Here is a 19,058-nt window from a genome sequence, read left to right as displayed (position 1 = left end):
TCAGGCGCCGGGGTCGAGCTCGGCGGTGGCCAGCGCGCCGTCGGCGTTGCCCCACACGTCGAGGATCGCCGTCAGCGTGCCGTCGTCCATGAGCTGCTGCAGCGCGGCCTGGACGGACTCGGCCAGCTCGGTGTCACCCTGCGCGACGACGACGCCGTACGGGGCGGCGTCGGTGATGTCGCCGAGGGTCTCGAGCGTGCCGTCCGCCTGGTCCACGGCGTACGCGGTGACGGGGGAGTCGGCGTACATGGCCTGGACCTTGCCGCCGACGAGGTTGGTGGTCACGTCGGCCTGCGAGTCGTAGGGCAGCACCTCGACGGCCTCGGAGCCGGCGGCCTCGCAGTCGGCCGAGACCGTCTCGAGCTCGCTCTGCTGCACGGTGCCGGTCTGCACGCCGACGACGACGCCGCACAGGTCGGTCGCGTCGATCCCGTCCGGGTTGCCGGCCGCCACGGCGAGCTGCGAGCCCGCGTCGAAGTAGCTGACCATGTGCGCCACCTGCAGGCGCTCGGCGTCGATCGTGAAGCCGGAGACGCCGACCTCGTACTTGGTGCCGACGGCGGGGATGATCGCGTCGAACGTGGAGGGCTCCACCTCGGCCTCGAGGCCCAGCGTCGCGGCGACCGCACCGGCGATGTCGACGTCGAACCCGACCGGGGTGACGCCGTCGGGCGCGACGAACTCCGCCGGCGCATAGGACAGCTCGGCGCCCACGGTCAGCACGCCGTCGGCGGCGACCTCCTCCGGGACGAGGGCGGCCAGGTCGGCGTCGGCCTCGATGCCGGAGATGTCGTAGCCCGGCGTGGCGGTGCCGGCGCCGTCGTCGGCGGCGGCGCCCGACGCGGACCCGAGGTCCTGCGAAGCGGTGGTGCAGCCGGCGAGGAGCGCGGCGCCGAGGGCGCCGACGGCGAGCACGGACAGGGACTTGGCGGGGCGGGCGCGCATGACGGTCTCCGAGGGGTCGCGGGAGGGGACGACGCGGAGACCCGGTCGGGAACCCAACGTCTATGCATGAGCATGCATACCTATTCCTCGCGCGACCAAACCTGCGCGGCATGACGTGCGTCACCCGCGCAGGCACGAGGCCTACGTGTCGTGCTCGATGATCCCCGCGTCCTCGCGATGGTCGTCCTCGCCGCCCGGCGGGAGGTCGGCGCTCTCGGGACGGGCGCGGAGGGCGAGGATGCTGACGATCAGCCCTCCCCAGATGATCACCATGGCCACGGCCATCATGAGGATCGCTTCGGTGGTCATCGGACGGCACCCTTCTGCTCGGAGACGGTATCGACCGGGTACGGCGGCCACGCGGCAAACTCGTCACGGCCACGCCAGCGCGGCAGCGTGAACACGATCGCCCCGACGACAAGCAGCGCGACCGAGCCCCAGCCCGCGAACAGCAGGTACGTGGTGTCGTAGCCCTCGTACGGCTCGTTGATCCGCGTGATGACGTACTGGACCAGCATCACGATGAGCATCACCGGGACGATCGCACCGACGCAGACGTACCACCAGCGGCCGACCTGGAACGTCGAGACCGCGTTGAGGTGATAGCGCAGCTCCGGGCCCCGGCGGTAGAACCAGATCACGAACACGCACATGAAGATCGCCGAGGCGACGATGCCGATGTTGTTGACGAACGCGTCGGCCGTGTCGAGCAGGATCAGGCCTGTCGTGGTGCTGAACCCGAGCACGGAGACCGTGCCGAGCACCACGCCGAGGCCGATCGTCGCTGCGCGGCGAGACAGCGCGAACTTCTCCTGCAGGGCGGCGGAGACAACCTGCAGGATCGACACCAGCGACGTGAACCCCGCCATCACCAGCGACCCGAAGAACAGCGCTCCGAAGAACGCGCCCGCGGGCATCTCGGAGACGATGGCCGGGAACGTCACGAACGCGAGCCCCACACCGGCGATACTCAGGTCCGCCACTGCCATCCCCGCGTCGGCCGCCAAGAATCCGATAGCCGCAAAGACACCCAGGCCGGCGAGCAGCTCGAAGCCGGAGTTCGAGAACGCCACGACCAGACCTGGTCCGGACATGTTCGACCGGCGCCGACGGTACGAGGCGTACGTGATCATGATGCCGAACGCCACGGACAACGAGAAGAAGATCTGCCCGTAGGCCGCGATCCACACATTCGGGTCTCCGAGCGCACTCCAGTTCGGGGTGAAGAGCAGGTTGAGGCCGTCGACCGCACCGTCGAGTGTCAGCGCGCGCACCACCAGGGCTGTGAAGGCGACGATCAGCAGCGGGATGAAGACGACGTTGGCACGCTGGACGCCCCTGACCACCCCGGCCGCGAGGACCGCGATGACGGCGACCCACACAAGAACCAGTGGGATGAGGACGGCGGCGACGAAATCGAACGTCAGCACCGTGTCCACACCGGCACTCTTGGGCAGCTGCAGGTGCTCGCCGAAGAAAAACGCCTCCGGGTCGTCGCCCCAGTCGAGGCCGAACGAGTAGACGAAGAAGCTCGCAGCCCAGGCGACCACGGCCGCGTAGTAGACGGCGATCAGCACGCAGATCATGACCTGGAACCAGCCGAGGCTCTCCAGCCACCGCTTGACCCGGCGGAACGCCTGCGGCGCGCCGCCACGGAACCGGTGGCCCAGCGCGTAGTCCAGGAAGAGGATCGGGATGCCGGCGGTCAGCAGAGCGATCAGGTAGGGGACCAGGAAGGCCCCACCGCCGTTCTCGTACGCCACCCCGGGGAACCGCCAGATGTTGCCGAGCCCCACGGCCGAGCCGACCGCCGACAGGATGAAGCCGACCTGTCCGGTGAACTGCTCGCGTGGCGCCGCAGTCGTCTTGTCAGTACTCACGAGTCCCACAGCCTCCGGGTCGTTCGCCGTCGAGTCAAACCACGTCACCTGCGATCATGCGCGATACGGCCCGCACAGGCAACGGCTCAGACGAGCTGTCGTCGGCGGAGCCTGCGGCTCAGCCGAGCAGCCGGGCGAGGTAGCCGCCCTGCAGGCGCGCGCCCGGGTCGAACCGCTCCGCCAGCGCCTTGAAGTCGCCGAACCGGGGATAGAGCGCTCCGAGCTGCGTGGGATCGATCGCGAAGACCTTCCCCCAGTGCGGCCGGGCGCCCAGCGGCAGCAGGAGGTCCTCGACGGCCGGCAGCACGGCAGCCACCTCGGCGTCGCGCGGGTGCCACGTGAAGTGCAGGGCGACGGAGTCCTCGGGGAACGGGCTGAGCCACAGGTCGTCGGCGGCGACGGTGCGGATCTCGCACGTCTGCAGCAGCGGCGCGACCTGCGGCGCGAGCCTGCGCATGCCCTCGATCGCAGCGACGGCGTGGCGCCGCGGCATCAGGTACTCGGACTGCAGCTCGTTGCCGGACGACGGCGTGAACTCCAGCCGGAAGTGGCTCAGCCGCTCGTGCCACGGCCCGGGCACGCCGAGCTGCTCGGTGCAGGCGGCGGTGTCGACGCCGGGCAGGGGGTGCACCGGGTCCGTCGCCCACCGCAGGCCGTCCACCGCCGAGGGTCGCTGACCGGCGCCCTCGGGGACGAGCGACTTGAAGAGCACGTGGCGCACCGACGACTCCTCCCAGCTCGTGAAGAGGCTGACGGAGTAGGCGGCGCCGGTCAGGGCGTCGAAGCTGCCGAGCACGGTGTCCCAGGGCACGTCGACGGCGACGTCCTGGCGGACGTCGTAGCTCGGCCGGGTCGCCAGCTCGACCCGCGTGACGATCCCGAGCGCCCCGAGGGAGACGACGGCGCCCGGGAACACCTCCGGGTCGTTCGCGCGGGTGACCCGGCGCAGCTCACCCGCCGTGGTCATGATCTCGAGCCCGACGACCGGCCCGGCGAGCGACTGGTTGGTGTCGCCGGACCCGTGGGTCGCCGTCGCGACGGCGCCCGCCACGGAGATGTGCGGCAGGGAGGCCAGGCTGCCCAGCCCGCGCCCCTGGAGCTGCAGGGCGCGGGAGACCTCGCCGTAGCGCAGGCCCGCGTTGACCGAGACGACGCCGGTGGCCGGGTCGAGGTCGACGGCCGGGCGGCCGTCGTCGAGCCGGTCCACCTGGACCTGCGTGCCGCGCGTGTCGGCGATGTCGTTGAACGAGTGCCGCGACCCGAGGGCGCGCACGGGCCCCGCCGCGGCGAGCACCGCCGCGAGCTCGTCGAGGGTGGACGGCCGCGCGAGGGTGTGCGCCGCGTAGTGGAGGTTGCCTGCCCAGTTCTGCACGCGCCTAGCCTGCCACGGCTCCGTCCCGGTAGGTCGCGAGCGCCGTCGCCGCGTCCCGGACGGCGGCACGCTCCGCCGGCGTCGGGTCGCGCTGCCACTGCAGCTCGGGCTCGCTGCCGCGCGCCGGCTGGGCGGGCCAGCGCCAGCGGGCGGCGAGCAGCCCGTCCACGGCGACCGTGTGGACGAAGGCGCCGATGCGGCCGGGTTCCGGCGCGCGCGGGTCGCTCAGGATGCCGCGCGTCTCCCGGTAGGAGGCCAGGATCTCGTCGTACCCACAGAGCAGGTCGACCACATGGCTCGACGACGGCGGCGGGTGGGTGGCGGCGTCGTGCAGCTCGGGCGTGCTGACGAGCAGCAGGCCGTCGAGGTCGCCGCTGCCGGGGACCATGACCGCCTCGCCGGTGTCGAGCAGGACGGCGAGCCCCGCGCGCAGCTCCGCGAGCGTCAGCCCGCACCACTGGCCGAGGTCCTTGGCCGTGGCGTAGGCGCGGCCGGGCAGGAACCGTCGCCACAGCTCCAGCACGGCGGCCTCCCGGTCGAACCGCCTGCCGAGCGGTCCGTACCCGGCCGGGACGCGCGAGTCGAAGGGCACGTACGTGTGCCGGCCCTGCGCCGTCGGCCCGCTGACGACGACGCCGCGCAGCTCGGCGTGCATCAGCACGTGCGTGACGACGATGCCGGGTGCGTCGTCCGCCGCGAGCCCGCGCGCGACCAGCGCCGTGGCGAGCTCGGTGCGGGTGCGCGCGCCGACGGCGACCTCGTCGGCGACGGCGTCGATCGCGGCCGTGGGGTCGCCGATGCCCCACTGCTTCTCGGTGGAGGCCATCGTGCGCGCCACGCGGGGCGCGGTGAGCTCGAGGAGCCAGCGCGCGTCGTCGGGCCGGACCAGGTGCCACGTGGGCCGCAGGGCGTGGGTGCGCAGGACCGCGCCGTCGTCGAGCGCACCGAGCGCAGCGGCCTCGTCGGGCCGCGTGCCGGGCGTGACGCGCCGGCTGAGGCCCCAGAGCGTCGGGCGCAGCTCCTGTCCCTGGACGGCGAGCAGGTGCCCGACGGCGGAGGGCAGGTCGGGCAGGTCGGGCTCGCGCAGGCGCTGGGCCCGGAGCCGGGCGGCGCGGACCGTGACGGCGTCGACGCTCATGGAGGCACTCTGCCACCAGGTCCGGACATCTCGCCGCTGTTGTGGGCGCGATCGCCGGGCCGCAGACGCCCCACAAGGGACGAATCGGGCCAGAGATCGCGCCCACAACCCCTGCGGGTCAGGCGAGGGTGAGGCTCAGCGTCGCGTAGGAGTGCGCCGGGAGGGTCACCTCGAGGCCACGCGCGTGCGGCCGGACGGCCTCCAGCGCGACGGGCGCGACGGCGTCGGGCGCGTCCGGCGTGTTGTGCGTGGCCAGCCCGGGCGCGCTCAGCACCCGGGCAGAGTGCTCGACGACGTCCCGGCCGCGCAGGTCCAGCACGACGGTGCGCTCGGCCGTCGCGTCCAGGTTGGTCAGCGATACCAGCGCCGCGTTCCCACGGGTCGACGCCGACGCCGAGACCAGCGGCAGCTCGGCCTTCTCGCCGGGCCGGGAGGGCACGCCCTGCAGGTGCACGTCCAGCGAGTCGGCGTCGTGGTGACCCGCGTTCATCTCGAACACGTGATAGCTCGGCGTGCGGACCAGCGCACCGGACTCCGGGTCGGTGAGCAGCATCGCCTGCAGCACGTTGACCGTCTGGGCGATGTTGGCCATGACCACGCGGTCGGCGTGCCGGTGGAAGGCATCGAGGTGCACCGAGGCCACCAGGGCGTCGCGCAGGGTGTTCTGCTGGTACAGGAACCCGGGGTTGGTGCCGGGCTCCACGTTCCACCAGGTGCCCCACTCGTCCACGACCAGCCCCACCCGCTTGTGCGGGTCGTAGCGGTCCATGACCTGCCCGTGCCGGGTGAGCAGGTGGTCCATGTACCGGGCCCGCTCCAGGGCGAGGTACCACTCGTCCTCGGTGAACTCGGTCGCCGAGCCCTTGTCCGCCCACGGGCCGGTCATCGTGTAGTAGTGCAGCGAGACGGCCTGGAAGGGCGCGGCGGGGGTGCCGGCGTCCTCCGCGCGGTCCAGCGCGTCGAACGACTGCATGAGCACCTCGGTCCAGTGCAGGTCGGCGTCCGAGGCGCCCGCCGCGATGCGGTAGACGTCGTTGCCCGCATGGTTGCGCACGTACGTCGAGTACTGGCGCGCCAGCGACGCGAACTGCTCGACGCGCAGGTTGCCGCCGCAGCCCCAGGCCTCGTTGCCGATGCCGAAGAACGGCACCTTCCACGGCTCGTCGCGGCCGTTGCGACGCCGCAGGTCGGCCATCGGCGAGTCGTCGGCGCGGGTGAGGTACTCGATCCACTCGCTCATCTCGGCCACCGAGCCCGAACCCACGTTCCCCGCGATGTACGCCTCGGTGCCGAGCAGCTCGCACAGGTCCATGAACTCGTGGGTGCCGAACGAGTTGTCCTCGACGACGTCGCCCCAGTGCGAGTTGACCATCCGGGGGCGGTCCTCGCGCGGGCCGATGCCGTCGCGCCAGTGGTAGTCGTCCGCGAAGCACCCGCCCGGCCACCGCAGGTTCGGGATGTTCAGGGCGCGCAGGGCCTCGACGACGTCGGACCGGATGCCGCGCTCGTTCGGGATGTCGGAGTCCTCGCCGACGTAGAAGCCGCCGTAGATGCAGCGGCCGAGGTGCTCGGCGAAGTGTCCGTACACGTGCCGGGAGATGCGCGGGCCCGGCAGGTCGAGGTCGATGATGGCTGTCGTCTGCTCCATGGGAGCAGTTTATCGATATAATCATGGAGACGAAAGAGGGTGACCGATACCGTGACCGGCGTGAGGCCGACCATGAGCGACGTGGCGCGCGCCGCGGGCGTCTCCGCGATGACCGTCTCCAACGTCCTCACCGGGCGGCGGCGCGTCAGCCCCGCCACCCGGTCACGCGTGGAGCAGGCCGCCACCCACCTCGGCTACGAGCTGAACCTCACCGCCCGCCATCTGCGGGCCGGGCGCACCGACACCGTCGCGCTCGTCGTCCCGCACTTCGACCACCCCTACTTCGGCGAGCTCGCCGCCCGCCTCGCAGGACTCCTCGCGGCGGAGGACCGCCACCTCGTCGTCGAGCAGACCGGGGCCAGCCGCGAGGCCGAGCTCGCCGCCGTCGCCCGCGCACGCGCCCGGTGGCAGCTCTACGACGGCGTGGTGCTCTCCGCCGTCGGGATGACCGCCGCCGACCTCGACGCCATGCACACCTCCGTCCCCCTCGTGCTGCTCGGCGAGCAGGAGATGTCCGCCCGCTACGCCCATGTCCGGATGGACAACGTCGGCGGCGCCCGCCTCGCCACCGCGCACCTGCTGGCCGCCGGAGCGCGCCGCATCGCCGTCGTCGGCGGCGCCGAACCCTCCGCCGAGGCCGGCATGATGCCCGCACGCACCCTCGGATGGTCGCTCGCCCACGACGACGCCGGGGTGCAGGCCGCGCCGGAGCTCATCGTCCGCGCGCCCGCCGACCTCACCTCCGGCCGCGACGCCGTCCGCCGGATCGTGCGCGAAGGGCTCGACCTCGACGCCGTGCTCGCCGTCACCGACTCCCTCGCCGTCGGCGTCCTCGCCGGTCTCGCCGAGGCCGGACGGCGGGTGCCCGACGACGTCCAGGTGGTCGGGTTCGACAACCTCGCCTCGTCCGAGTTCACCGTCCCCGCCCTGTCGACGGTGGACCCCGGCCACGAGTGGTTGGCCACCGAGACGCTGCGGCTCCTCGAGGCCGCGATCGCGCGCGGCCCGGCAGCAGCGGCCGACGGCGCAGCGGACGTGCCGCAGCACGTCACGGCACCCGCGCGCCTCGTCCTGCGCGGCACGACCCGGGACCACCGCGACTGAGGACGCGACAGCGTCAGGCGCCGGCGGGCTGCTCCTCACGGATGATCGGGATGCGGCCACCCATGCCCACCATGTCGAGCACCTCGATCACGGCGTCGGAAGGCTCGAGCAGCTGGACCGGCGAGCCGGTCTCCTGGCCGAGCATGTAGATCTGCAGGATGAAAGCCACCCCGGACGAGTCGAGGAACGTGACGTCACGGACGTCCAGCACGATCGGGGTCGCCGAACGACGGGCCACGACGGTGGCCATCGCGTCGCTCGCCGCCTCCCGCAACGCAGCGTCCACCTCGCCCCACAAGGTCAGGTAGGTACCTTCCTCCTGCTGCTGGCAGGCGATGCCGGACCCAGGGTCGGGCTCGAGTTCTGTGCTGTGGTCGGTATCCATGGGGTGTCAGGCTCCCGTAGTGCCGTCGGCGACCGTGGTGGCGCTTCTCCCCCCGTCGAAGGCCATGGTCGAGTGTTCACCGGTCTCGTGGATTCGTCCAGTGGAACCGGACGATCATTGCCCGAGGCTCACGACCCGGGAGGTGGATCCGGGTCGGTGACGTCAGCGACCTCGGCGCCGAGCACCCGGATGAGGTCGTCGGCGTCGAGCGTCGCGGCGACGCCGTGACCTCCCGCACCGACCGACACGCGCCCCGCACCGGCGACGGAGGCGTCGGCGACGACCGGCCAAGCGGTCGACGCGCCAAAAGGGGTGATCGTTCCACGCTCGTAGCCCGTGACCTCCCGGGCCACGTCGGCGTCCGGCATCGACAGCCGGTTCACTCCGAGCAGCGACCTCAGCCGTGCCCAGGCGATCGTCCGGCCGCCCGGGACCAGCACGAACAGGAAGTCGTCCGCCCCGCGACGCACCACGAGGGTCTTGAGGATCTGGTGCGGCTCGAGCCCGCGCGCCGTGGCAGCCTCCGCGAGGGAGCCGACACGACCGTGCCGGGTGAGCTCGAACTCGACCCCGGACGCCACCAGGCCGCGGCGCGCGCGTGCCTCGGTGTCCGACCCGGTCATCATGCTTCCCCCAGGACGCGCTGCGCGGTCGCCGCCGCGTCCACCGGCCCGTCGTGCTCCGTGCGTTCCGTGCGCCAGTACTCGGCGCCGTCCCGCGTCCGGGCGACCAGCCCGAGATCGATCATTGCGCGGCGCAGACCGACCGGATCGTCCGCCAGCTCGGCGAGCCGGTCCGTGAGCTCGCGCTCGGTCCACGGCTCGAGCAGGCGCGGCATCGCGAGCGTCGCGAGGTACCGCGTGACGGCCCGCTTGTCACGCCATCGTCGCGGGCTGCGCCGGAGCCGTCCGTCGTCCAGGAACCGGCGAGGGTCCCCGGCGGGCTGCTGGTCGGTCACGAGATCCTCAGGGCCTGGGCGTCGGCGTCGTCCGAGTCCGCGTCGTCACGTCCCAGAGGGCTCTGCAGGAGCGACTGCGGCCTCGGCTCGGGCGCGTCGTCCTCCGTGCAGTCCGGCTCCTGCTCGGAACGCTCCTCGTCCGCGAGCTGCTTCTCGTCCGCCGGCTGCTCTTCCGCGGCAGGTTCCTCCTCGCAGAGCTCGTCGGCGGGCGGCTCGTCGGCAGGCGGCTCCGTCGGCTCGGGCGACGGCTCGTCGGCGGGCGGCTCGGTCGGCTCGGGCGAGGGCGTCGGCTCCGTCGGTGTCGGTGTCGGCGACGGCGACGGCTTGTCGGCAGGCGGCTTGGTCGGCGTGGTCGGCGTGGGCTTGGGCTTGGGCTTGGGCTTCGGCTTGGGCTTCGGGTCCTTCTTGTCGCCGTTGCCCTTCTTGTTCTTGTCCTTGCCCTTGTTCTTCTTGCCGTCCTTCTTGTTCTTCTTGTCGCCGTCCTTCTTCTTGCCGTCCTTCGAGTCCCCGGAGTCCTTCTTGCCGTCCGACCCGCCCGTCGAGTCGCCACCGGACCCGTTGCCGTCCGACGACCCGCCACCGGTGGAGGAGCCGCCGTCCGTGGCGAAGTCGTCCGTCGAGGTGGCGCGGTCCGGGATCGGGCCGGCGGCGAAGAACTCGAAGTGCCACGGCTCGGGCTTGCTGCCGTCGAGACGCGCCCAGGCGGGGTTGTCCCAGCCGTAGTCCGGCCCGTTGACCCGCAGCCACGCGTACTCGGCGGACCGGCCGCCCGAGATCGGGGTGGAGAGGTCCAGGGCGAGACCCCAGCCATGGTTCGACGTGCCAGGCACGGCGGCCAGGTGGGGCTTCGCCGCACGCACCGCGACCTGTGAGGCGTACGAGCGGTAGGAGTCCGTGATGGGGATGTTCGTGCCGAACCGTGCGCGGTAGGCCTCGTTGAGCGCTTCGAGCTGCAGCGCGGCGTCGCACCGGAGCATGTGGCCGGGCGCCCACGGGACGGCGCACAGCACCGACGTGGGGATCCGGCCGTTGCTGTAGCCCGCCGTCGAGGTGGCGTGCTGATCGACGACCGAGCGCAGCGCCTGCGACAGCGAGTTGGCCGCGGCGTCCAGCGGGAGGCCGCCCGCGGTGACCGGGGTGCCGTCGCTCAGCACGAAGGTCCCGTCGGGCAGCTCGGTGACCGACGGGCGGATGTCGACGACGTAGCCCGCTGCCGCCGGGTCGAGGAGCGTGGAAAGACGCGTCGCCGCCACCACGACGTCGTCGAACGTGACGGCGTCGTCCACGTGCTCGTGCTCGACGTCGCCCTCCACCCCGAGCGTCTCCTCGGCACCGGGCTCCTCGGCATCGGGCTCCTCGGCACCGCCGAAGCCGCCGGCCGTCGAGGGCATCTCCGGCTCGGCCGAGGCGTCCTCCTCGTCGGACCCGGAACCGCCCCCTGCTGCGCCGTCGTCCGGCAGGACCGGGCTCGCGACCCGCAGCGCCCCGTCGCCCTGGAGCAGCTGGTCCAGCGTGGGGAGCCGGAGGCTCGGCACGTCGACCGGCTCGATGGGCTCCAGGTCCGCCGTCGACCGCGGCCCACCGGTGTCACCGGCCGCGCCGTACTCGATCTCGGGGTCCCCGGCGTCCGCGAGGTCCTCCGGGCGCACCGACCCGCCGTCGTCGTCCGCGGGCTCGTCGACCTCGGCGGGCGGCCGCAGCTCGCCGCTGCCGAAGTCCTCGGGGTCGCCGAAGGGGACGTCGCCCGCGGGCTCGCCGGCCGGGTCCGGCGCCGTCGGTTCGTCGGCGGGCTCGTCCGGTACGGCGTCGGCGACGTCCTCGCGCTGCTGGGGGACGCCGACCCGTGGCGCGACGGCGGCGTCCCGCTGGGCGACGTAGATGCTCAGCAGGGTGCCGAGCTCCGCTGCGGCCTGCTGCACCTCTGGGTCGAGCGCGCGGCCCGAGTCCACGGCGGCCAGCTCGGCCCGCTCGACCACGTCGAGGATCTGGCCCACCGTCTTCGGGCCGGTCGACGTCGAGGCGCCGACGACGCCCACGACCACCGGCTCGGTGTCGACGGGCGCAGTGAACTCAGGGTGCTCGGTGAAGTCGTTCCAGGGAAGGTCGGAGACGGAGCCGGCCATGATGCCGGCGGCGAGGGTCAGAGCAGCCGCACCGGCGCCGACGGTGCGCAGGACCGAGCGGCCTCGCTCGGCGGACGCGGGCCGGCGCGGCGCGGAGCCGTCGACGCTCTCGGCGTCACGTCCTCCCAGGTCACCGTTCTTCTCGACCGCCACGCGGAACCCTTCTGCCAGCCGCTGTGCTGCACGACGCATCCTCGCACACCAACGTGACCAGATGCTGCGGGCAACGTCCCCCAAGAACCACTGTGCGGCACCGCGACGAGTCCCGCCAGTCCTCCCAACCACCGTTCGCCCGGAGCCGGCCGGGTCCGCCCGAGGGCACACTGGACCCATGAGCAGGCCCTCCGCATCGACGCCCCCGAGCATCGACCTGAACAGCGATCTCGGTGAGCGGTCCGAGCGGTCCGCCGTCCGGGACGACGCCCGCATGCTCGCCGTCGTCTCCAGCGCGAACGTGGCGTGCGGATTCCACGCCGGGGACCCCGCGACGATGCGCCGCACGGTCCGCGGAGCGGTCACCCACGGGGTCGCGATCGGCGCGCACGTCGCCTACCGGGACCGTGCCGGGTTCGGTCGCCGGTCGATGGACGTGCCCAGCGACGAGTTGCGCGCCGACGTCGTCTACCAGCTCGGCGCGCTGCAGGCTGTCGCCGCGGCCGAGGGCACGCGGGTGCGGTACGTCAAGCCGCACGGTGCGCTGTACAACACGGCGGCCACCGACGAGCGGGTCGCGGTCGACGTCGCGGCGGCGGTCGCCGCCGTGGACCCGGCCCTGGTGGTGCTCGGCCTGCCCGGCAGCGTCGCCCTGGCCGCCGCGGCCGACGCCGGGCTCGCGACCATGTCGGAGGCGTTCGCCGACCGCGCGTACACAGCGGCCGGGACCCTTGTGCCCCGCGGTACGCCCGGCGCGGTGCTCGACGACGCCGAGGAGGTCGCCGCCCGCATGCTGCGGCTCGTCGCGTCCGGCCTCGTCACCGCCGTGGACGGCACCGACGTCCTGGTGCAGGCCGACTCCGTGTGCGTGCACGGCGACACCCCGGGTGCGGTCATGATGGCCGAGCGGGTGCGCGAGGTGCTCGCCGGCGCCGGCGTCCAACTCCGATCCTTCGTCGAGGGCACGTGAGCGTGCGGGTCCGGGTCGCCCGGGACGACGTGCTGCTCGTGGAGGTCGCCGACCTGGCGGCCGCCACCGCTTTGCACCGCTCTCTGTCGAGCGCCCCGGTGCCCGGCGTCGGGCAGCCGGTGCCAGGGGCCCGGACGGTCCTGGTGCCGTTCGACCCGCGGGTCCTCCCCGCCACGACGCTCGCCGCCGAGCTGCGCGCGCGGGCCGAGGTGCCGCCGTCGGGCACGGAGCAGCCAGGACGTCTCGTGGAGGTGCCCACGGTGTACGACGGCGCCGACCTGGACGGCGTCGCGGCCCACCACGGGTGGAGCGTGGCCGAGGTGGTGCGCCGGCACACGGGCGCCCGCTGGACGGTGGGGTTCGTGGGCTTCGCGCCCGGGTTCGGCTACCTCGTGGGCGACGACCCGGGGCTGGTGGTGCCGCGGCGGGCGAGCCCGCGCACGCGTGTCCCGGCGGGAGCGGTGGCCCTCGCCGGGCCGTACTCCGGCGTCTACCCGCGCGAGAGCCCGGGCGGCTGGCAGATCGTCGGGCGCACCGCCGTCGTCACCTGGGACGAACGGCGGGACCCGCCCGCGCTCTGGGTCCCGGGCGACCGCGTGCGGTTCGTGGCGGTGCGGGAGTCGGTGCGCGGTGTCTCGGCTCCGTTCGGCACTTCCGGCTCCGTTCGGCAGTCCGGACTGCCGAACGGAGCGGGAGGTGCCGAACGCACCCCCCTCCAGGGGGGTGCCCCCGGCCGCCGCCCGGCCGGGGGGGGGCGGCCGGCCCCCCCCCCCGGCGCGGGTGGTGCCGAACGCAGCATCCTCGAGGTGGTTGCCCCAGGCCTCCAGACGCTCGTGCAGGACCTCGGCCGCCCCGGCCGGGCGGACCTCGGCGTCGCGACCTCCGGAGCCGCCGACCCCCGCAGCCTGCGCGCCGCGAACCGCGCCGTCGGCAACCCCGTCGACGCCGCCGCCCTGGAGACTCTCGGCGGCCTGCGGCTCCGGGCGCACGGCCCCGTCGTGGTCGCCGTCACCGGCGCTCCCACCCCGCTCAGCACGGTGCCCGACGGCGGAGGCCCCGCCCGCCCGCACCACCTCGGCCAGGCGTTCGCGCTGGCCGACGGCGACGAGCTGTCGATCGGGACGCCGACGCGCGGGCTGCGCAGCTACCTGGCGCTGCGAGGCGGCCTCGACGTGCCGGCCGTGCTGGGCTCACGTGCCACCGACGTCCTCGCCGGGCTGGGCCCCGACCCGGTGCGCGCCGGCACCCTGCTGCCCGCCGGGCCACCGCCGTCGGCCGCCGTGGCCCTGACCACGACGGGCGCGCCCGACCCGGCCACCCTGCCTGCACCGGGCGACGTCGCGACGCTGCCGCTGGTGCTCGGCCCGCGCGACGACTGGTTCACCCCCGAGGCTCTGCGGCTGCTCACCGAGCAGGAGTGGGAGGTCACGGCGCGGTCCAACCGCGTGGGGCTCCGGCTCGCCGGGGCGGCGCCGCTGGACCGGCGCTCCGCCGTCGCGCACGCCGAGCTGCCCAGCGAGGGCTGCGTCACCGGAGCGCTGCAGGTGCCGCCCGACGGCCAGCCGGTCCTGTTCCTCTCCGACCACCCCCTCACCGGGGGATACCCCGTCGTGGCCGCGGTGCCGACGGCAGACCTGTGGGTGGCCGGCCAGATGCCGCCCGGCGCCCGGCTGCGCTTCCGTGTGACGTGAGTGTGCGCAAGATCTCCACGGACTCTTTGTCCACAACCACACACATCGCGCAAGGTCGCGGGCAGGATAGGGGCATGACGTCAACGACGACCAGCACGACGACCGGTCGAGCACCGGGCCGCGCCGCAGCGGCCGGACTGCTCGCCGTCACCCTCACCCTCGGTGCCTGCTCCGTCCCCCACGACGTCGAGCGGTACATCGCCGATGCCCAGGTCCAGGCCGACAGCCTCGACGCCGACCTCCAGCAGCTCGCGGACCAGACCTCCGAGCTCACCACACTCGGGGAGGACGTCACGAACGCCGTCGACTCTGCACAGGCCGCCACCGACGAAGCCCGCTCCGCCCTCGACAAGGCCGCGGAGTCGTCCGACGGCGCCGTCGTGGCGCTCGCGGACGCCCAGGTCGCGCTCGAGGCCGCCTCCGCCGAGGTGAGCTACGTGATCGCGAACGCCGACGCCAGCCCCGAGGTCGTCACCGCCCTCACCGAGCTGCAGGAGCAGATCAACGCGCTGCGGGGCCAGACGGAGAACGCCGGCGAGTAGGGCCTCAGGCCGGCCGCCGCCGGCCGAGCCACTCCCGCGCCGCGGCGACCAGGAGGTCCACGCCGAGCTCCAGCGTGGGCTCGGGCACCGGCGCGAAGAACGGTGAGTGGTTCGGCGCGACCTCCGCGGGCAGGTTGCCCATACTGGCCGTCGACGGGTCGAAGCCCTCGAACAGCGCGGCATCGAAGCCGCCCAGGAACCAGTACACGAGCGGGGCGTCCGCTGCGGCCGCCAGGACGCCGACGTCCTCCGAACCCGCGAGCGGCGGCAGCTCCACGACGGCGGGCCGCCCACCCGCGGACTCGATCGTCGCGCGGCGGGCCTCGAGCGAGCGTTCGAGCGCGGAGCGGGTGCGCCCGGCGGCCTCCGGGTCGTTCACGGTGGCGCCGAACGTCGAGACCTGCTCGTACTCCGGCGGCTGCGGGGCGCCCGACGCCACCGCCTCGGCGTCGACGATGCGGTGGATGGCGGCGAGCACGCGCTCGCGCACGGCCTCGTCGAACGTGCGGACGTTGACCAGCAGCTCCGCGCGGTCCGGGATGATGTTCGCCTGCGTGCCGGCGCGGACCGCACCGACCGTCACCACCGCCGCCTCCCGCGCTCCGACCTCGCGCGCCACGATCCCCTGCAGCCGCTGGATCGTCGCGGCCGCCATGAGGACCGGGTCGACCGCGCCCTCCGGGCTGGACCCGTGCCCGCCGCGACCGTGCAGGACGATCCGCATCGAGTCGGCGGCGGCCATGGCGGTGCCCGGCGTGAGGTTGACCGTCCCGACCGGGAGCGGCATGACGTGCTGGCCAAGCACGACGTCGGGCGTGCCGATCCGCGCGTACAGGCCGTCGTCGACCATGGCTCGTGCGCCGGCACCGACCTCCTCCGCCGGCTGGAAGAGCACCTGGAGCGTGCCCGACCACTCCTCGCGGCGCTCGGCCAGGTGGGCTGCCGCGCCGAGGAGGCACGTCACGTGGACGTCGTGCCCGCAGGCGTGCATGGTCGGCGTCTCGCGCCCGTCCGGCAGGGTGGCGGTGTCCGTCGAGGCGTAGGGCAGGTCGGTGCGCTCCGCGACGGGCAGGCCGTCCATGTCGGCGCGGAGCAGCACCGTGGGGCCGTCTCCGTTCGCCAGGACGCCGACGACGCCGGTACCCCCGATGCGGTCGTGCACCGCGAAGCCCGCCGTGCGCAGGCGATCGGCGACGACGCCCGCCGTGCGGTGCTCGGCGAACGCGAGCTCGGGATGCGCGTGCAGGTCGGTGTAGACCGCGGTGCGCTCCGCGGCGGTGAGGGCGCTCATGCCGCCATCCTGCCCTGCCGAGCCGCGAACGTCGCCGCACGTACGCCGTGGGCGAATCCGGAAATTGAGTCGGCACGACTCAAGTTGCACCCCTCAGCACCACCCACCCGAGGAGGAATCATGATCGCCACCCTGAACCGTCCCCCGTTCGCCGACGTCCGGATCCGCGACCCGCGCCGTCTGCCGCTCGCACCCGCCGAGCGCCAGACCGCACCGGTGGACGTCTACCGCCAGGGCGAGGACCTCGTCGCCCGCTTCGACCTGCCGGGCATCGACCCGGCCGACGACGTCACCGTCGAGGTCGAGGGACGCCAGCTCGTCGTCCGCGGCGAGCGCAAGGACCACCGTGACGAGGACGCCGAGGGCCGCCGGTTCTCGGAGGTCCGCTACGGCGAGTTCCGTCGTGTCGTCCCGCTGCGCAAGGCCGTCGACGGCACGGCCGTGACCGCGTCCTACGACGCCGGTGTCCTGACGGTCACCGTCGCCGGAGTGTTCGCGGGCACGACGCCGCAGCGCATCGAGGTCACCACCGCCTGACCCCAGGTCGGGCGAATGTCACGGTCCGGACCGGTTCGGTGCGTCAAACCGGTCCGGACCGTGACGTTCGGCGTGGTCAGTCGAAGTAGGCGGGCACGTCGATCGGACCGCCGGCCGCCGCGAACTCGGCATCCACCGCCGCACGCAGCCCCGCGTCGCACAGATAGTCCAGCGCCGTCTGCGCGAGCCCGGCGGCGCCGTCGACGGCGGCCCGCTCGGCCCCCGGACCGCCCGCCGCCGCGGCGAACGCCTCGGTGTGCAACGCCACGGACGGGTCCGCCACCTGGATCAACGGGTGGATCCCCGGCACCCGGAAGCTGACGTTGCCGAAGTCCGTCGACGCCGCCAGCGTCTCGGACACCACCCCGCCCGGCAGCACGTCCCGCCCCCGCGCCTCCTGCGCCGCCACCCACCGCCGGGTGAGCGCCTGGTTGGTCCGTACCGGCAACGACGGGTGCGCGCCGTCGTCCCAGTCGATCTGCACCTCGGTGCCGGTGATGAGCGCGGCACCGCGGGCGACGTCGTCCAGCCGGCGCGACAGGTCACGCAACGTGTCCGGGTACTTCGAGCGCGCGTAGAGGTGCATCACGGCGCGCTCGGTGATGATGCTGGGCCGGGTGCCGCCCTCGACGATCGTGGCATGCACACGGTCCGACGGCGGCATCTGCTGCCGCAGCAGCCCGATGCCCTGGTAGGCCACGTTCGCCGCGTCCAGGGCGTTGCGACCCATGAACGGCTGCGCCGAGGCGTGCGCCGCCCGACCGGTGAACGTCCAGGTCAGCAGCCGGCGGCCCAGCCACACCTGATCGGCGACGTCGACGCCGTACGGGTGCACCATGATCGCGGCGTCGACGTCGTCGAACGCGCCGGCACGCGCCATGACCTCCTTGCCGCTGTGCCCCTCCTCGGCGGGCGTGCCGAGGAGCACCACCCGGCCCGACGGCGCCCCCTCGCCCGCCAGCACCGGCTGCAGCGCGAGGAACGCCCCCACCCCGGCGGCCGCGATGACGTTGTGACCGCAGGCGTGGCCGATCACCGGCAGGGCGTCGTACTCGGCGCAGATCGCGATCGTCGGCCCGTCACCGGAGCCCAGGACGGCCCGGAACGCCGTGTCGGCGCCGTGCACCCCGAGCTCCGCCTCGACGCCGTGCTGCGCGAGGACGTCCACGAGCAGCCGCGCGCTCTCGTGCTCCTCGAACGCGGTCTCCGGGTTCGCGTGCAGGGTCCGCACGATCCGGGTCAGGTCCGCCCCGAGCGAGGCGACCGCCGACTCGACCGTGGCGCGCAGCGCGGCCGGTGCGCCGCCGTCGTCCCCGGGGCCGGGTTCCGCGGCCTGCGCCGCGAGCGCGAGGCGGCGACGCTCCTCGGTCTCGTCGACGACGTGGTCGAGGTATGCGGTGCTGGGCGGGGGCGGACCATCCACAGGCATGCCGCCATCGTACGGACGGGGGCCACCCCGTTTGCCGGTTCGGCAAAGCCGTTGTCGCCCCGAGGGACAGCCGGGGCACCATGGTGCTGTTCCCCCACTGCCAGGAGGCCCGATGCCCCGCGAAGTCCGCATGCTCGACGACGTCCGTCCCGACGAAGCGGACCACGACTTCCTCCCGGGCATGCGCCGAGGCTGGATGATCCCCTGGTACGACGTCGTCGCCCGCTTCCGTGGCCTCGATCGTCTGTACCGCCGCACGGTCGAGGTCGCCGCCGTCGGGCCGGGACAGCACGTGCTGGACGTCGGCTGCGGCACCGGCAACCTGTCCCGCGAGGTGCTGCGCGCCGCGCCCGACGCGGTCGTCACCGGTCTGGACCCCGACGGCGACTCGCTGCGCCACGCCGCCCGCAAGCTCCGCCGTCGTCGGCGTGGCGAGGTCACGCTGGTTCGCGGGTTCGCGCACCGCCTGCCCGTGCCGGACGCGAGCCAGGACCACGTGGTCTCCTCCCTGGCGCTGCACCACGTGCCGGCCGAGGAGAAGGAGCGCCTCGCCGGGGAGATCGCCCGGGTGCTGCGTCCCGGCGGGCGGGTGACGATCGCGGACTTCGCCGGCGACCACGCGAGCGCGCACGAGCACGCGTCCGAGGGATCACCCGGGCACGGGGACGACGGCGGCACGCACCACGGGCAGCACGACCACGGGCCCGGGCGTGGTCACCGCCACCAGCCGGGTCACGGCCCGGGCAGCCGCACCCACGACGCCGACAACGCCGACGGGGGCATCGAACGGCTGCTCACGGCAGCCGGCCTGGCCGACGCGCGCACGGTGGAGCGCATGCCGCTGCTCGGCGACTCCGTGATCTTCGTGCAGGCCCACCGGTGACGACGCCGC

At 73.7% G+C, this 19,058-nt stretch carries 18 protein-coding genes; 6 read left to right on the top strand and 12 right to left on the bottom strand.

Annotated features, from left to right (window positions below):
* The 6 genes from ACH5HR_RS06960 to ACH5HR_RS06935 form a co-directional block, all read right to left on the bottom strand.
* Complete coding sequence (locus ACH5HR_RS06960) at positions 1-945, bottom strand: ABC transporter substrate-binding protein (protein ID WP_416477006.1); 945 nt, start codon at positions 943-945, stop codon at positions 1-3.
* 141 nt (positions 946-1,086) lie between these two features.
* Entirely contained in the window at positions 1,087-1,254 is a 168-nt protein-coding gene (locus tag ACH5HR_RS06955; protein WP_402374662.1) for a methionine/alanine import family NSS transporter small subunit, read from the bottom strand.
* Entirely contained in the window at positions 1,251-2,825 is a 1,575-nt protein-coding gene (locus ACH5HR_RS06950; RefSeq protein WP_416477003.1) for a sodium-dependent transporter, read from the bottom strand. The genes ACH5HR_RS06955 and ACH5HR_RS06950 overlap by 4 nt, the downstream gene beginning before the upstream one ends.
* Positions 2,826-2,943: 118 nt before the next feature.
* The gene (locus ACH5HR_RS06945) at positions 2,944-4,197 is read right to left on the bottom strand and encodes an FAD-binding protein (RefSeq protein WP_416477001.1); all 1,254 of its coding nucleotides are present in this window, start codon (positions 4,195-4,197) and stop codon (positions 2,944-2,946) included.
* 4 nt (positions 4,198-4,201) lie between these two features.
* Positions 4,202-5,335, bottom strand: a complete 1,134-nt coding sequence (locus tag ACH5HR_RS06940; RefSeq protein ID WP_416476999.1) for a winged helix DNA-binding domain-containing protein — start codon at positions 5,333-5,335, stop codon at positions 4,202-4,204.
* Between the two features lie 118 nt (positions 5,336-5,453).
* The gene (locus ACH5HR_RS06935) at positions 5,454-6,983 is read right to left on the bottom strand and encodes an alpha-N-arabinofuranosidase (protein ID WP_416476997.1); all 1,530 of its coding nucleotides are present in this window, start codon (positions 6,981-6,983) and stop codon (positions 5,454-5,456) included.
* A 60-nt stretch (positions 6,984-7,043) separates the two neighbouring features.
* Here ACH5HR_RS06935 and ACH5HR_RS06930 point away from each other — a divergent pair, with 60 nt between their 5' ends.
* Positions 7,044-8,087: a LacI family DNA-binding transcriptional regulator gene (locus ACH5HR_RS06930; protein WP_416476995.1), complete on the top strand. Its 1,044-nt coding sequence runs from the start codon at positions 7,044-7,046 to the stop codon at positions 8,085-8,087.
* Positions 8,088-8,100: 13 nt separating this feature from the next.
* Here the strand turns inward: ACH5HR_RS06930 and ACH5HR_RS06925 are convergent, their stop codons facing one another.
* The 4 genes from ACH5HR_RS06925 to ACH5HR_RS06910 form a co-directional block, all read right to left on the bottom strand.
* Positions 8,101-8,472: an STAS domain-containing protein gene (locus ACH5HR_RS06925; RefSeq protein WP_402374674.1), complete on the bottom strand. Its 372-nt coding sequence runs from the start codon at positions 8,470-8,472 to the stop codon at positions 8,101-8,103.
* Positions 8,473-8,600: 128 nt separating this feature from the next.
* Positions 8,601-9,095 carry an aminoacyl-tRNA deacylase gene (locus ACH5HR_RS06920; RefSeq protein WP_402374676.1) on the bottom strand — a complete coding sequence of 165 codons (495 nt, stop codon included), beginning with the start codon at positions 9,093-9,095 and terminating at the stop codon, positions 8,601-8,603.
* Positions 9,095-9,430 (bottom strand): DUF2087 domain-containing protein, encoded by a 336-nt coding sequence (locus ACH5HR_RS06915; protein WP_402374678.1) that lies wholly within the window; start codon positions 9,428-9,430, stop codon positions 9,095-9,097. Before ACH5HR_RS06915 ends, ACH5HR_RS06920 begins: the two co-directional genes overlap by 1 nt.
* Positions 9,427-11,745: a M15 family metallopeptidase gene (locus tag ACH5HR_RS06910; protein ID WP_416476992.1), complete on the bottom strand. Its 2,319-nt coding sequence runs from the start codon at positions 11,743-11,745 to the stop codon at positions 9,427-9,429. Before ACH5HR_RS06910 ends, ACH5HR_RS06915 begins: the two co-directional genes overlap by 4 nt.
* A 139-nt stretch (positions 11,746-11,884) precedes the next feature.
* On the opposite strand from ACH5HR_RS06910, the gene ACH5HR_RS06905 reads away from it, so the two are divergent.
* The 3 genes from ACH5HR_RS06905 (at position 11,885) to ACH5HR_RS06895 (ending at position 14,909) form a co-directional block, all read left to right on the top strand.
* Positions 11,885-12,676, top strand: coding sequence for a LamB/YcsF family protein (locus ACH5HR_RS06905; protein WP_402374682.1), 792 nt, complete (start codon positions 11,885-11,887; stop codon positions 12,674-12,676).
* A complete protein-coding gene (locus ACH5HR_RS06900) occupies positions 12,673-14,367 on the top strand; it encodes a 5-oxoprolinase subunit B/C family protein (RefSeq protein WP_416476989.1) in 1,695 nt (564 codons plus the stop codon). Before ACH5HR_RS06905 ends, ACH5HR_RS06900 begins: the two co-directional genes overlap by 4 nt.
* A gap of 74 nt (positions 14,368-14,441) precedes the next feature.
* On the top strand, positions 14,442-14,909 hold the full coding sequence (locus ACH5HR_RS06895; RefSeq protein ID WP_402374686.1) for a hypothetical protein: 468 nt from the start codon (positions 14,442-14,444) through the stop codon (positions 14,907-14,909).
* 4 nt (positions 14,910-14,913) lie between these two features.
* Here ACH5HR_RS06895 and ACH5HR_RS06890 read toward each other — a convergent pair whose 3' ends face one another.
* Positions 14,914-16,200 (bottom strand): amidohydrolase, encoded by a 1,287-nt coding sequence (locus ACH5HR_RS06890; protein ID WP_416476987.1) that lies wholly within the window; start codon positions 16,198-16,200, stop codon positions 14,914-14,916.
* A gap of 120 nt (positions 16,201-16,320) precedes the next feature.
* On the opposite strand from ACH5HR_RS06890, the gene ACH5HR_RS06885 reads away from it, so the two are divergent.
* A complete protein-coding gene (locus tag ACH5HR_RS06885) occupies positions 16,321-16,737 on the top strand; it encodes an Hsp20/alpha crystallin family protein (RefSeq protein ID WP_402374690.1) in 417 nt (138 codons plus the stop codon).
* Between the two features lie 76 nt (positions 16,738-16,813).
* On the opposite strand, the gene ACH5HR_RS06880 is transcribed toward ACH5HR_RS06885, so the two are convergent.
* Positions 16,814-18,166, bottom strand: a complete 1,353-nt coding sequence (locus tag ACH5HR_RS06880) for a M20 family metallopeptidase (protein WP_416476985.1) — start codon at positions 18,164-18,166, stop codon at positions 16,814-16,816.
* Between the two features lie 112 nt (positions 18,167-18,278).
* On the opposite strand from ACH5HR_RS06880, the gene ACH5HR_RS06875 reads away from it, so the two are divergent.
* The gene (locus tag ACH5HR_RS06875) at positions 18,279-19,049 is read left to right on the top strand and encodes a class I SAM-dependent methyltransferase (protein WP_416476983.1); all 771 of its coding nucleotides are present in this window, start codon (positions 18,279-18,281) and stop codon (positions 19,047-19,049) included.
* Positions 19,050-19,058 lie beyond the last annotated feature (9 nt).

Source organism: Isoptericola maris, assembly GCF_048065335.1.
GTDB lineage: Bacteria > Actinomycetota > Actinomycetes > Actinomycetales > Cellulomonadaceae > Isoptericola > Isoptericola rhizosphaerae.
The sequence above is the reverse complement of the archived record's forward strand: the minus strand, read 5'-3'. Positions and strand labels throughout refer to the sequence as shown.

Bases quoted from the DNA above. Each gene is read 5' to 3' on its own strand.
- ACH5HR_RS06940 (WP_416476999.1), bottom strand. From the start codon at position 5,335: ATGAGCGTCGACGCCGTCACGGTCCGCGCCGCCCGGCTCCGGGCCCAG.
- ACH5HR_RS06895 (WP_402374686.1), top strand. From the start codon at position 14,442: ATGACGTCAACGACGACCAGCACGACGACCGGTCGAGCACCGGGCCGC.
- ACH5HR_RS06925 (WP_402374674.1), bottom strand. From the start codon at position 8,472: ATGGATACCGACCACAGCACAGAACTCGAGCCCGACCCTGGGTCCGGC.
- ACH5HR_RS06885 (WP_402374690.1), top strand. From the start codon at position 16,321: ATGATCGCCACCCTGAACCGTCCCCCGTTCGCCGACGTCCGGATCCGC.
- ACH5HR_RS06905 (WP_402374682.1), top strand. From the start codon at position 11,885: ATGAGCAGGCCCTCCGCATCGACGCCCCCGAGCATCGACCTGAACAGC.
- ACH5HR_RS06920 (WP_402374676.1), bottom strand. From the start codon at position 9,095: ATGACCGGGTCGGACACCGAGGCACGCGCGCGCCGCGGCCTGGTGGCG.
- ACH5HR_RS06910 (WP_416476992.1), bottom strand. From the start codon at position 11,745: ATGCGTCGTGCAGCACAGCGGCTGGCAGAAGGGTTCCGCGTGGCGGTC.
- ACH5HR_RS06960 (WP_416477006.1), bottom strand. From the start codon at position 945: ATGCGCGCCCGCCCCGCCAAGTCCCTGTCCGTGCTCGCCGTCGGCGCC.
- ACH5HR_RS06935 (WP_416476997.1), bottom strand. From the start codon at position 6,983: ATGGAGCAGACGACAGCCATCATCGACCTCGACCTGCCGGGCCCGCGC.
- ACH5HR_RS06890 (WP_416476987.1), bottom strand. From the start codon at position 16,200: ATGAGCGCCCTCACCGCCGCGGAGCGCACCGCGGTCTACACCGACCTG.
- ACH5HR_RS06875 (WP_416476983.1), top strand. From the start codon at position 18,279: ATGCCCCGCGAAGTCCGCATGCTCGACGACGTCCGTCCCGACGAAGCG.
- ACH5HR_RS06880 (WP_416476985.1), bottom strand. From the start codon at position 18,166: ATGCCTGTGGATGGTCCGCCCCCGCCCAGCACCGCATACCTCGACCAC.
- ACH5HR_RS06955 (WP_402374662.1), bottom strand. From the start codon at position 1,254: ATGACCACCGAAGCGATCCTCATGATGGCCGTGGCCATGGTGATCATC.